At 70.7% G+C, this 12,961-nt stretch carries 9 protein-coding genes; 8 read left to right on the forward strand and 1 reads right to left on the reverse strand.

Features of this window, described 5'->3' with window-relative positions; genetic code table 11:
• Window positions 1–117: 117 nt before the first annotated feature.
• Window positions 118–783: a PLL family lectin gene (locus ACYVK5_RS19110; protein WP_460707554.1), complete on the forward strand. Its 666-nt coding sequence runs from the start codon at window positions 118–120 to the stop codon at window positions 781–783.
• 532 nt (window positions 784–1,315) lie between these two features.
• Window positions 1,316–2,002 (forward strand): hypothetical protein, encoded by a 687-nt coding sequence (locus ACYVK5_RS19115; RefSeq protein ID WP_460707555.1) that lies wholly within the window; start codon window positions 1,316–1,318, stop codon window positions 2,000–2,002.
• A gap of 29 nt (window positions 2,003–2,031) precedes the next feature.
• Here ACYVK5_RS19115 and ACYVK5_RS19120 read toward each other — a convergent pair whose 3' ends face one another.
• Window positions 2,032–2,652, reverse strand: a complete 621-nt coding sequence (locus ACYVK5_RS19120) for a vWA domain-containing protein (protein WP_460707556.1) — start codon at window positions 2,650–2,652, stop codon at window positions 2,032–2,034.
• 201 nt (window positions 2,653–2,853) lie between these two features.
• Between ACYVK5_RS19120 and grpE the strand changes: the two genes are divergently transcribed.
• Genes grpE through ACYVK5_RS19150 form a run of 6 tightly spaced genes read left to right on the forward strand, consistent with a single transcriptional unit; the run spans window position 2,854 to window position 12,961 of the window.
• Window positions 2,854–3,438, forward strand: a complete 585-nt coding sequence (grpE, locus tag ACYVK5_RS19125; RefSeq protein WP_460707557.1) for a nucleotide exchange factor GrpE — start codon at window positions 2,854–2,856, stop codon at window positions 3,436–3,438.
• Window positions 3,439–3,443: 5 nt separating this feature from the next.
• Window positions 3,444–5,105, forward strand: a complete 1,662-nt coding sequence (locus ACYVK5_RS19130; protein WP_460707558.1) for an Hsp70 family protein — start codon at window positions 3,444–3,446, stop codon at window positions 5,103–5,105.
• Window positions 5,106–5,121: 16 nt separating this feature from the next.
• Window positions 5,122–7,773 carry a fibronectin type III domain-containing protein gene (locus ACYVK5_RS19135; protein WP_460707559.1) on the forward strand — a complete coding sequence of 884 codons (2,652 nt, stop codon included), beginning with the start codon at window positions 5,122–5,124 and terminating at the stop codon, window positions 7,771–7,773.
• Entirely contained in the window at window positions 7,774–8,949 is a 1,176-nt protein-coding gene (locus tag ACYVK5_RS19140) for a hypothetical protein (RefSeq protein ID WP_460707560.1), read from the forward strand.
• The gene (locus ACYVK5_RS19145) at window positions 8,946–11,318 is read left to right on the forward strand and encodes a GAP1-N2 domain-containing protein (RefSeq protein WP_460707561.1); all 2,373 of its coding nucleotides are present in this window, start codon (window positions 8,946–8,948) and stop codon (window positions 11,316–11,318) included. The genes ACYVK5_RS19140 and ACYVK5_RS19145 overlap by 4 nt, the downstream gene beginning before the upstream one ends.
• Window positions 11,315–12,961, forward strand: a complete 1,647-nt coding sequence (locus tag ACYVK5_RS19150; protein WP_460707562.1) for a TRAFAC clade GTPase domain-containing protein — start codon at window positions 11,315–11,317, stop codon at window positions 12,959–12,961. The genes ACYVK5_RS19145 and ACYVK5_RS19150 overlap by 4 nt, the downstream gene beginning before the upstream one ends.

Raw genomic sequence — 12,961 nt, forward strand, 5'->3', positions numbered from 1 at the left:
CGTCTCAACAGCAAAGACACCCTCACACCGCTCCTATAGCCACGACTTTGCCGAAGCCCTGGCGGGCAGCGTGGGTGGTCTGGCTGGGAGGAAATGGATCTGCCATCGATAGCCGGGATGCGATCGGTCGCAGGAGGCTCGCGCCCTGACTGGGACTACAGACTGCTCGCCGCGGACGCCGACGGCGGGACGTGGACCCGACGCTTCGATGAGGGGTGGCTCGAATGGGAACGTCTTGGACTTGTCAACGCGACCAACGTCGCCATCTCGTCGTTCGAGCTGTGTCACCTGGAGATGTGGGTCGTCCTTGCAGGCGGGCTCCTGCTCCACCGTTGGACTCACAGCGATGTTTGGTCCGACTGGACGCTGATGGAGCTACCGGACGGCGTCAACGCGCGATCCGTGACAGCCGGTTCGGACAGGATCGGATATCAGCACCTCGTCGTCGTCGACACTGTCGGGCGCTGTTGGGCGAAGGATTGGGTCGATGGCGCCTGGCGCCCGTGGCAGTATGCGGGCCAGGACGGGCTGGTCGATGCGAACCTGTCGACTGACGGATCCGAGTTGTGGGCGGTGCACGTCAGCGGAAGAATCCGGCACCGTTGGCGCCTGGGCAGTGACTGGTCCGACTGGGCCTGGATGAGCGTTCCTGGAGCAGGACCGACATCGGTGGCCGGCGGCTTCGCGGACGGAACCCCGAACCAGGTGCTCGCACTGAGCCGGACCGGAGAACTCTCCGTGAACGAGTGGCGAGATGGCTGGGGCGCCTGGTCCAAGGAGTAAAAGCGTGCAGGGCTTCTGGCGCCTCCAGCGCTCCGTGCGCCGAGATCCACACTCCTCCCGTTCGGGCAGGGGCTCCGGCTGGCTTCGGTCATAACTGGTGCTCGGGACGCCAGCACCGATCATCGACTCCGCAGTCATGCTCGCCCGCCGCGGCGCGCGAGAAGCGCGCAGCCAGGAACCGACTGGTCATCAGAAGCTCATCAGATACAACCCGAGCGGACCCGGACGAACCCGCTAGGCTGCCAGCCGTCGGTATGAGCCGACGCGCACCATTCCAAAGAAATCCAAGAGCTTCTAGAGATGTTTGGTCGGCTCCGGGAGCCCGCGAGACCTTCAAGGGGTCGCAGGTTCAAATCCTGTCAGCCCGACAGATCGCCCCTCACCTGAAACACCAGGTGAGGGGCGTTTTCATGCCCGTCATCGGGGGTTGCGCTCGGCGCGCCAGGGCCGGACGGCAAAAAGCGAGGCCGGATCGGAGTGTCCCGGGGTTCATCCTGGTCACGGGCCTGAGGCGGGTCCTACGATCGACATCGTGCCCGAGGTCCCCTCACCCTCCGACGTCGCCTTCATGACGCTCCAATGGCTCGGCGTGCCCGCGCTGGTGCTGGCGCCGTTCGTCGTCGCGCTCGCGGTGGCGGAGTGGGTGAAGACCGCCCGGGCGATCGGCCGCGGCGCCGTTTCCGTCGGACGGATCGCCGACCGGATCGCCGCGCTCCGGCCGACGCGCCTCGCCCTCCTGACGGTCGGCCAGGCGCTCGTGGTCGCCGCCGTCTACTCGGGTTTCCGGCTCTCGGTGGCCATGTCGCAGCCGCTCCCGAACGGCCGCAACATCGCCGATGGCAGTTCGTTCACCTGGGAACAGCTCTGGAGTCACGCCACCACCTACACCGCTGCCGAGCCGCTCCCCGTCCAGGCCGCGCTCGTGGCCGTCGGCTGGGTCCTGGGGATCGACGTCGCCGTCGCCTTCCGGATGCGTGTCGTCGCCGCGACGCTGGGCGTCGTCTGTCGACCCGCCGGCGTGCTGAGCCTGCTCTGTGCCGTGGTGGTCGGCGCCGTCGGCCTCGTCGTCCTCTCGCTTGCCACAGGGAGCGCGACGGCCGGCTACACCGTGGAGATGGTCAGCCTCTACGCGGTGTGGTTCGCCATCCTGATCACTTTCGGCCTCGGTGCCCTGGGCGCGCGAGGACTCGCGGAACGGGCGTTCGCCACGGAGCGCTGAGCGTCCGAGACGCAGCCTGCCTGGCCGGGTCAGCGCCTGGTGCGCAGCCCGGTCGCCATGCTGGCGATCCCGTCTGCGAGACCAGCGGCGGAGTCGATGAGGACGTCCTGCGGTTTCTCGTCGGAGATCTTCGCGAACGCCGCCGCCGCGTACGCGCCGAGGCCCCGGGTCACGAAGCGGATGTTGTCCGCCTTCATGCGCGCGACCTGCGTGAGCACGGCGGATTCCGGGCTGATGTCGCCGTCACCGAAGAGCGCGACGACCCGGTCTCCGGTGAAACCGTCGAGGATCTCCTGGCAGTGCACGAGCGGCCCGTCGAGCGCATTGCCGCCCCACGCCGACCGGACCGGAGCCAACAGGGCTCGCGCGTCCTGTCCGTCAGCGGTCGGGGCGCAGACCGAGACGACGGCGGTGTTCCAGAGCATGACGCCGACCTGGTACCTGGCCGCGAGCGCTTCCTGGACGAAGACCTGCGCCCCGCGGACGGCCTCCAGGATCGGCGGCCCGTCCATCGAGCCCGAGACGTCGATCATGAGCATGACCGTGCCACCACCGAAGCGTCGCTGGAGCGCCTCGAGATGCGGGCCGGGCGGTGCCTGTGTGAGGCCCGTCGTGGAGAACACGCGTCGCGTCCAGGTGGCGGCAGTCATGGGTCCATGGTCCTGATGGACAACGGCCGGCGGAAGCCTTCAGGGCAAAAATCATCCGTAGAGTCGATTGTCCGTAAAAAGACCGATGACCCCTGCAAGTCTGACTTCACCCTTCCCACCCGATCCTGGGACTACTAATGTCATTGTTCCAGCACACGGCGCGGATGCTTCCGAACAGGTCCGGGACGCGAGAGGTGAGACGTGACCGAGCTCGAGGCAGAAGGCCCCACCACGCCGTCCCCCACGGAACCTGCGGATGCGCCGGAGCCCGATCCCGTGGCGGTCGAACTCGCACGGCTCACCGCACAGATCGAGCGGCTCAACGAGCGTGCGGCGCATCGCGAGGCGGTGATCGACCACCTGCACGCCGAGGTCGAGCGGCTGAGGACCGGCGAGCGCCGCGGGGTGCTCCGGCCGGCGCTCACGGCCGTCGCGCGGCTGAGGGACGACCTGTTGCGCCAGGCGGAGACCCTGCCCGCCGACTTCGACTCGGTGCAAGCCGGCAGGCTGCTGCGCAGCTTCGCGCAGACGGTCGAGATCCTGCTCGACGACAACGGCATCGTCGTCGAGGCGCCGGGCGTCGGCGACACGTTCGACCCGCGTCGGCACCGGGCTCGCCGGACCGTTGTCGCGCCCGACGTGGGCTCCGTGGGACGGGTCGCCGAGGTCCGCCGGCCGGTCTACCGCGACCTGGAGACCGACGGTCTGCTCTCCCCGGCCGAGGTGCTGGTGTACGTCGCCGCCCCGGTGGACGGCGACACGACGTCGGACGACAACGAGAGGTGACACACATGGCGGACGAGCAGGCCGGGATCTTCGGGATCGACCTGGGCACCACCTACTCCGTGATCGCGTACATCGACGACGCGGGCAGGCCCGTCGTGGTGCGGGACCAGACGACGAACGGCGAGATCACCCCGTCCGTCGTGTTCTTCGAGAACGAGGACAACGTCGTGGTCGGCAATGCCGCCAAGGAGATGGCGCATGTCGAGCCCGGGCGGGTCGTGTCCCTCGTCAAGCGCGAGATGGGCAATGAGGCGTACCGCAGGTCGTTCTTCGGCAGGGAGCACTCCGCCCCCGCGATCTCCGCGCTGATCCTCAAGTACCTCGCCTCCTACGCGCAGGGCGACATGGGCGGCACGGCGAGCAAGGTCGTGATCACGGTGCCGGCGTACTTCGGTCAGCTCGAGCGGTCGGCGACCCGCCAGGCGGGCGAGATCGCCGGGCTCGATGTCGTGGGCATCGTCCCGGAGCCTGTGGCGGCAGCGCTCGCGTACGGGCTGGGCAAGGACTCCGGCGATCGCACGCTGCTCGTGTTCGACCTCGGCGGTGGCACGTTCGACGTGACGATCTTCCAGGTCACCGCCTCGTCCGTACGGGTAGTCGTGGTCGACGGCGACCGCCTGCTCGGTGGTGCGGACTGGGACCGAGCCCTGGTCGAGCACTTCCAGGCGCAGGCGGAGGCCGAGTTCGGGCCCGACTTCGAGATGGACGACGACCTGCTGCAGCGGATGTGGGACGAGGCCGAGAGCATGAAGAAGAAGCTGACGACCAGGACGTCGTCGGTCGTCGTGTTCCGGGCCGACGGAGGCAGCTTCAAGGTCGAGGTGACGCGGGACGAGTTCGAGGGTATGACCCGGCATCTCCTGGAGCGGGCGGTCGAGATCACCCGTCGCGCACTGTCCACCGCCGAGGCAAAGGTTCCCGGGATCACCGGGGAGATCGACGATGTTCTCCTCGTGGGCGGGTCCACCCTCATGCCCGTGGTCAAGACCGCGCTCGGGCGGGAGTTCGGCTGGTCCCCGCAGCTCACGGACCCCCATCTCGCCGTCGCCAAGGGCGCGGCGCTGTACGCCGTCGGCCAGGCGTTCCGGGAGATCGTCGACGACGCGACGCCTGCCCCCGACGGGACGCGCTCGACCGCCGAGGCCGTCGAGCGGGCCGCCGCCACGAGCCTCGCGGAGACCTACGGGATCGATCCCGAGCAGGCGGAGCGGCTGGGGCGCGTCGCGGTCGAGAACGTGCTCCCGAAGGCGGTCGGGATCATGCTCCTCGACACGGCCCGGGACGAGGACTACGTCGAGCACCTTGTCCAGCCGCAGACGGCCCTTCCGTTCGAGGCGGAGCCGTTCGTCCCCGGCACGGTCGTCGACGGCCAGGACTCGGTCATGATCGAGATCTGGGAGCAGGCCGGCGGGGCGCCCGGACGGGAGCTCCGGCAGAACAGCCGCCTCGCGGCCGGTCCCATCAGCGGGCTCGGGCAGTACGACCTGCCTGCGGGCTCGCCCATCGAGGTGTACTTCGCCGTGTCCGCCGAGGGCTTCGTCACGGTCCACGCCAAGGAGCCGCGCAGCGGCAACGACGTCGAGGTCCACGCCGAGGTCAAGCTTCTGGACAAGGCCGAGGTCGACCGGTCGAAGGCCGACGTCGCGGCCCTGACGGTCATCTCCTGACGGCCGGGAGCGATCGATGGTGCTCGACGCCGCGAGATACCGGACCGACTACCTCGAGCCGCAGGCACGGCGCAAGGACAAGCGTCTCGACGACGACCTGCTGGCGCGGTATGCCATCAAGCTCCCGTCGAGCGACGTGGAGATCGCCGCGCGTCTCAAGGAGGTGCGTGCCGTCTGGCAGAGCAACGGCGGTGCCGTCAACGGTACGCCGGTGGCCCAGTTCTGCAGGAAGTGCCGGATCGCGGACGAGAAGCTCCAGGACGAGCACGGCAGTGCCATGCTCAAGGCCGAGTGGTGGCAGAAGCAGGTCGACCTGCACGGAAACGCGGCCTCGGCCGCGGCCGACGAACTCGTCAAGGTGCTCCGCGCTCACTACGGCGACCTGGGGGTCGTCACCCGCGGCGCCCTGGAACGGGCCGCGACCCCGGACGGGCTCGGGCCGCAGCGCGCGGCGACCGCGGCGACCGCCGCAGGCCTGGCGGTCGTGGACGCCGTCCGGCTGCCGCAGGACCCACCGTTCGCGCAGTACAAGAGCTTCGCGAACGCCCTCGACCTGGCCCAGGACCCGTCCGTGGTCCACCTCGTCCACCCCGACGTGGGGTCGTTCCGGATCCTGTCGCGGTTCGAGGCGCTCTCGGGCCGGGCGCTCGAACTCACGGAGTCGGCGGTCTCCGCGCGCTCCAAGGACGCCGACTCCATGCCCACCACCTCCCTGTGGGACGCGAGACGTGACGCGCTGACCCTCCTGCGGACGGCGGTGCGGTCCGGCGCGGACCTCCGCCAGACCGCGCTCTACCACCTCGTGCAGAAGGTGCGGGAAGATGCGGCCGTCAGCCCGGGGCGCGCACGTGACCGGCTGATCGGTGCGGGCCTCGATCCACTGGAAGCGGTGGTCCTGGCGGTTTCCCTCGCGGACCAGCTCGCGAGTGGCGAGACCCGCACCAGCGCCGGGCAAGTCCTGGAGCTGCTGGCGTCCGGCAGGCTGCGCGAGGCGAACCGCGTCGCGCAGGCCCTCACCGGGACGACCGTCAACAGGGCCGCCCTCAAGCGGCTCAAGGAGGCGAAGGCGGAGGCCGAGGGTCTAGTCGCCCGGGTTCGCGAGCTGCTCGCGGCAGGGGACGAGGCGGCGGCGGCGGTCGCCGTCCGCGACGTCGCGGACGTCAGCGTGGACGACGCCGACGAGCTGCTCACGACGGTCCCGCTGCTGCCACCGCGCGACCTGCGGCTCGGCGTCGACGGCAGCGCGGTCCGCCTGCACTGGCAACCTGGCGTCGGGCACGACGACGTGCGGTACGTCGTGTGCCGCGACCCAGGTTCGGCACCGCCGACTCCCGCGCACGGCAAGCGGGTCGGCGAGGACCACGCGACGAGCGGTCTCGACCCCGAGCCGCCGGCGGGTCGCAAGGCCTTCTACTCCGTGTTCGCCGTGCAGCAGGGTCGCCCGTCGTCCCGGCCCGTGACGGGATCGGTCATGGTGCTCCCGCCCGTCCGTGACCTGCGCGCGGACGTGGGGGCGAGCTCGGTCGTCGTGCACTGGTCCATCGACCCGGCTGCCGTCGCGGTCCGTGCGATGCGCCACGACCCCGGGACCGCACCGGTCATGCTCCCGGTGCGCAGCGACAGCGTCCGTCTGAACGGGCTGCGCGAGGGTGAGACCGTCCGGATCGAGGTCACCGCGGTCTACCGCGACGCCGACGGGCGCGAGGTGCACGCCCCGACGTCGGGCATCGACGCGACGCCCCGGTCCGAGGCCGCACCGGTCACGACCCTGCGCGCCCGGACCGTCACGCGCGGCGACCAGCCGCGAGTCCTGCTCGTCTGGCGGACGACCGACCGGTCGCCCGTGCGGTTCCGGTATGCGGCGACGCCACCCCGCTGGGCCGAGGGCGCCGTAGTGAGCGCCGACGATCTGGCGCGGTTCGGCGCCGACGTCGCCGGCGCGACGGAGACCGTCCGGGGCGAGGCCAGCCTCGAGGCCGGCCTCCCGGCGGGTGTCCACCACATCGTGCCGTTCTCCACAGGTGGTACGGGGATCGTCGTCGGCAGGCCGGCGACGGTCGGGGTCGTCGATCCGGTCCGCGACCTGACGGTCACCGTCTTCGCCGACCATCTGCGTGCCGCCTGGACGTGGCCTGCCGGCGCCGCGTCGGCGGAGGTGGTCGTGGACAGCGAGGGTGAGAGCGACCTGGTCAGGTGCACCCGCGCCGAGTACGACGACCACGGCGGGGTGCGGGTGCCGCTGGGGATCGGACTCACCGACGTCACGGTGCGCCCGATCGTCCAGGTGGGCCAGAAGGCGCACCTGGGCCCGCCGGTCGTGCGGACCGTGGACAGTGGTGGCGGCGCAGAGGTCCGCTACCAGGTGGCCTCGAGCCCGTCCCTGGGGAGATGGGGCGGGCGGTCCAAGGAGGTCACCTTCACCGCACCCCGCGACTGCTCCGGCGTCCGCGTCGTGATGGTGGCGTCGCGCGGGGTGGTCAAGCCCCTGACGGTCGACGACGGCGTGCCGATCCTCGACCGGCGGCTCGACCTGCGAGCCGGGGTCCCGCACGTCGAGAGCGTCAGGGTCCCGGCGGGTTTCTCCCGCCCCTACTGGGTGCTCTGCTTCATCACCGAGGGCAACGCCCGCCTCGTCGACCCACCGACCAGCTTCCTGAAGGAGTCCTGAATGCCCTCCGCTCCGTGTCCGTTCTGCTTCAACAGGATCAACACGGCCGCCCTCTGGTACCAGTGCACGGGGAACGGCCGGGTCCCCTGCGTCACGGACGCGGACGAGGCCCGGATCGCCCTGCTGAAGCGCAGTGACGAGACGTATCCGACGTTCCGAGCCGTGGCCGACGTGTCCGTCCAGTCGTGCCCGAAGTGCGCTTGTACGATCCTGCGACGGGCTTGCCCGGAGTGCCACATGGCCGTCCCGGAGGCCCTCGTCGGGTCCGACAGCCCCATGGTCGGCGTGGTCGGCACCAAGGGCAGCGGTAAGACCGTGTACGTGACGTCGCTGGTCAAGGAGCTCCGGAAGAACGTGAGCCGGCGCTTCGCCGCCTCCGTGCGGTTCGCCACGGATAATCCTGACGGCTTCGCGAGCGTGTCCGAGTACGAGATGGAGCGCGAGGACCCGTTGTTCGATGACGGCATTCTCCCGCCCGGCACCCCGCCCAACACAATTGCCCGACGGAACTCCCTCGTCATGTTGTGGCAGGGCCAGTACACCAGCATCCTGCGCGGCACGAGGATCCGGTCCACGCTGCTGTCGTTCGTCGACTCCGCCGGCGAGGACTTCGGCAAGCAGGGCGACGTCTTCACGCTCCGCTACCTGACGGTGTGCTCGGGGCTCGTGCTCGCGCTCGACCCGTTCTCCCTGCCGGGTGCGCGGTCGTCGGTCAGCCTGCACGAGAAGGCGGTCCAGCGTTCGAGCGAGCAGACCGCACTCGAGGTCCTCGGCCGGGTCACCGAGCTGCTCAGGGTCGTCCACAAGGTCAAGCCGGGCAAGAAGATCGGCCTTCCCCTCGCCGTCGTGTTCACCAAGATGGACGCCTTCTTCTCCCTCATGGACCGCAGCAACCCGCTCATGACGCGGAGCACGGACCAGGCCTCCTACGGGGAGGCGGACGGCGAGGCCGTCCACGAGCACATGCTCGCGCTGCTCCACTCCTGGCGCGCCGATGACGTCGACCAGCACCTGAGGTTCAACTACCGCGACTTCCGCTATTTCGGGGTGTCGGCGCTCGGCGCCGAACCGGACTACGACGCGGCCCGGACCGCGCCGGGCGGTGTCCGGCCGCACCGCGTCGAGGACCCGGTGCTGTGGCTCCTCGCCAAGCAGGGGACGGTGCGTTCGGCATGAAGAGTCCGGTGTTCGAGCGCCTGCTGTACACGGACTGCTCCGTCGGCCAGGGATACGACGGCACCTCGGGCTACCAGGTGCAGGCGCAGTCCTCGGGGACGGACGTCGACCTTCGTGGCGCGGCGATGTCCGTCCAGTACCGGGTCGCGGCCCGATGGGTCGCGGATCGCAAGCCGGTCGACGAGTTCCCGCGGTCTCTCATGCACGTCACGACCACGGGGATCTACGCGACGGGTCGTGGCCGGTACCTGGGAGCGGAGGTGAGCGGGTCACGGCAGACGGGAAACTTCCTGACCGACTGCCTGCTCGCACGGGACGCGGACGCGTATGGCGTCGTGCGGCCCGCACAGCTCTGGCAGGCGGAGTTCTGGCGGGACAGCCCGTGGCCAGGCACGCAGTGCCCGCAGTTCCCGGACATCGACGAGGGTGAGCTCGGCCGGGACGCCGTCGTGGAGTGGCTGCGGAAGGACGAGCGTCGCGGCCCGGTGCTCGCACGGTTCCTCAGCGTGCTGGAGGGGGCGACCCCACGCGTCCTGATCCGCGCGGAGACACCCGAGCAGGCGCTGACCTGGATCGCCGCGGCGACCCTCCTGTTGCCGATGGCCCGAGCCCTGGCGACCTCGTTCTGCGTGTTCAACGACGGCGCGAACGACGCCCGGTTCACCGTGTCGGCACTCCCCGCCGACCTCCACCGGGACGTGGTGCCCGGCCGGCAGGGCCGCACGTTCGTCATCGACGCGACGATCGAGCAGTCCGACGACGTGCCGGTGAGCAGCCGGGCAGGTTTCTGGGTCGACAAGCTCGCGACCTGCGAGGAGCCGTACGACGTCCTCGAGGCCGTCGAGCTCGCCGCACGGTGGAGTGGCACCGGCGTCGAGGGTGCGCTCGAGGAGTGGCCGGACGCGCGCGTCACGGCATGGGCGGTCTGCTCGGGCGAGGCACCGGCCGACGACGTCGCCGCCCTCGGGCGCTGGCTCCTGCGGGCCGACCACGCACTGGTCCGGGCGCACGGCGACAGCGTGTCCAGGCTGCTGCTGGGCGCCACCGACTCGTCCGTCGACGTGCTGCGCGTCATCGACGCACTCGCCACGTCGCGTCGCATCGGCGTCGAACCCGTCGCCGCCCGTGCCCGGCTCCTGGACGCGGAGATCCGGCTCGCAGCCGCCGGGACGGCCTGCCCGGCGGAACCCCTCCCCGCACTGCCGCTGCGCACCGGCGGCGGACAGGGTGCGGTCGAGCGGCTCGTCGACGCGATCCTGCGGGCGCGGGACGCCGAGCTGGACCTCCTGCTCGGCGTGTCCGCACGGCACGGCGCCTGGCAGCCGGTCGTCGCCCACGCGACGCGACGGCAGATGAGACCGGCGCTCGAGTCACGTCTCGTCAACCTGGCACGGTCGTGGGTGGCGGTGCCCGCGACGCGCTACGAAGCAAGCACCTGGGGAGAAGCGGGGCCGTACGTCCTGGGCTATGTCGCCGACCTGCTCGCGGACGCGCACTCGTCCGGCGACAAGGCCACGCTGCGAGCTGCCCTGCCAGGGGTCGCCGGCGACCTGATCGGCCTGGTCGGGCAGCACGGGACGGAGTTCTCCGCGCAGGTCGAGGCCGCGTATGCCGCGACTCTCGGCTCTACGGACCGCGGTGACCGCATCACCCAGGCGCTGCGGCACACCGCGTCCGACGCCCGTTTCGCGCTCGCGTACCAGGGCGCACTGGCGGACTGGTCGCTGCTGGACGGAACCGGAGCCCTCGACGTCATCGTGCAGCTGCCGACCACCACGGCTGCTCATCCCAGGCTGCTCGACGCCGTCCTCCGTGCGCTGGGGTCCCAGGGACGGGATCCCGGCCTCGCCGCGCTCAGGGCGATGCTGCGCCTCGAGATCCGCAAGGACACCCAGGGGGTCCTCGACCGGAACAAGAACCTGCGCAAGGCGTTGGGCGCGGTACGGGTGGTGCGCGATCTCGTCGAGGCCGCGGCGGTGGTCGGCCGCGGCGCGGACGTCGCCCGGCTCGCGGACCCGATGCGCGGCGCACGAGGCCTCGACGGCGCCGCCGCCCAGCTCGCGGGTCAGCAGCTCGTGACCACGGACATGCAAGCCTTCGTCCCGTGGCTCGGCGGCGTGCTGCTCCGCGACCTGCCGGAGAGGGTCGCGACCGAGTTCCTCGTCGCGTGGGAACGCCGGCTCGACGGTGCCGACGGCTCGGTCGCCGCAGCACACGGGCGGGCCTGGCTGACCGACGACGCGATTCCCCGCGCGCGCAAGCGCCGTGTCTCCGACGAGCTTGCGTCACGCGAGCCGGAGACCCCCGGCGGCCGTCGTCCCCGACTCGGATTCCGAGCGCGTCCGAGCCGGAACGAGGGGGACTCATGACCAGCTCCTACTTTTCCGGTGTCCTCGGGCCCGCCGTCCTCGGCACGCTCAAGATCTCGGCCGTAGCGGCTGTCGGCCTGGGCCTGGCTCTCGCGGTCGCCATCGCGGTGTCGGCCACGGCCCGGGTGTTCTACCTGCATCCGGCGCCGGTCGACCTGAAGGAGTTCCGCAGACGGACGCGAGAGGGTGCGGTACGGGGTGGTGGGGTCCGCGACCGCGCCTGGCCCGGGTACCTGGTCTCGCAGCCCGGGACGGACATCGACCTGCTGGGGAAGGACATCCGGAGACGCTACGGGCGAGCCTGGACACTCTCACGCGTGGCGATGGCGTTCCTGTGGAAGTGGGGCTTTCTCGCAGTCGTCGTGCTGCCCCTCGTCGCATGGATCGCCGTGGCGAGTGCCGACGTCCCGATATGGTGGCTCGGAATCGCGGCGATTCCCGGGGGCGCGTCCATCGTGCTCGGGGCCGTCTCCGGGGGGACCGTGCTGTTGGCGGAGTTCTTCGGTTTCGTCATCATGGTGGCCTACGCCCTCGCCCACATGCTCCAGAACGGGGTGGGCAGGCCGCTACGAGGCCTCGCCAGGATCACGCTGTACGTCCTTGACGCCGTGACAGGTCGTCGAGGTGCCTCCTGCCCGAAGTGCTACTACGTCATGGCACGGCCCTCCTACCGGTGCGGCGGCTGCGGGGCGACGCACTCCGATGTCCGGCCCGGACTGCTGGGAGTTCTCTGGCGCCGGTGCGAGTGCGGCACACGACTCCCTCTGACCGTCGTCCGCGCCTCCCACCACCTCGACCCGGTCTGCGTGCGATGCGGTGAGACGCTCCCGAGACTCAGCGGTGTCGCGACCCAGGTGCGGATCGCGGTGTTCGGCGACCCTGGTGCCGGCAAGTCGCGACTCGTCGCCGCCGGGCTGCACCGACTCGTCAGCGCCGCTACCGCCTCCGGGGTCGAGGCCTCGTTCTCGGGAGCGGGCCTGGTCCTCGAAGAGGAACGCGACAGGATCCTCGACGACTCCGATCTCGACCCGACCGGGGGCGGCGCCCGTCCGGCAGCCGTCGTGCAGTTCCGGGGCGGTTTCTCGGCGACACACGTACACGTCTTCGATGTCGCGGGCCACAGGTACCGGAACGGGTCACTCCACGACGACCACGGATTCCTCTCCACGGCGCACGGGCTGGTGTTCGTCGTCGACCCGTTCGCGCTCGAACCCGTGGTGCGTCTCGCGGCCCGTGCCGCGCCGGCGCTCGTGCGGAAGCACCCCTCCACGGGGAGCGTCGAAACCGCGTACAGCGAGGTCGTCCAGCGGATCCGGGCCACGACGCAGGCACGGCACCAACGGCTCGCCGTCGTCGTCTCGAAGATCGACCTCCTGCGACGTGCCGGGGTCGACGTGCCCTCGAACGATGCCGATCTCGCAGCGTGGCTGCGGGACCAGGGCCTGCACAACCTCGTGGCCGGCGCGCGGGCCGACTTCGCGGCGGTGAGCTACTTCGCCGTGTCCTCGACCATCCCACCCGACCTCGGACATGACGCCGGTGCACCGTTCCACTGGCTGCTCGGCGTCCACCGATCACGGGTCCCGGGCGCCACGGAGCCCGGCCGGACCACCGAGAAGACACCGGAACCTGTGGGGAGCTGA

The organism is Myceligenerans halotolerans (assembly GCF_054782975.1).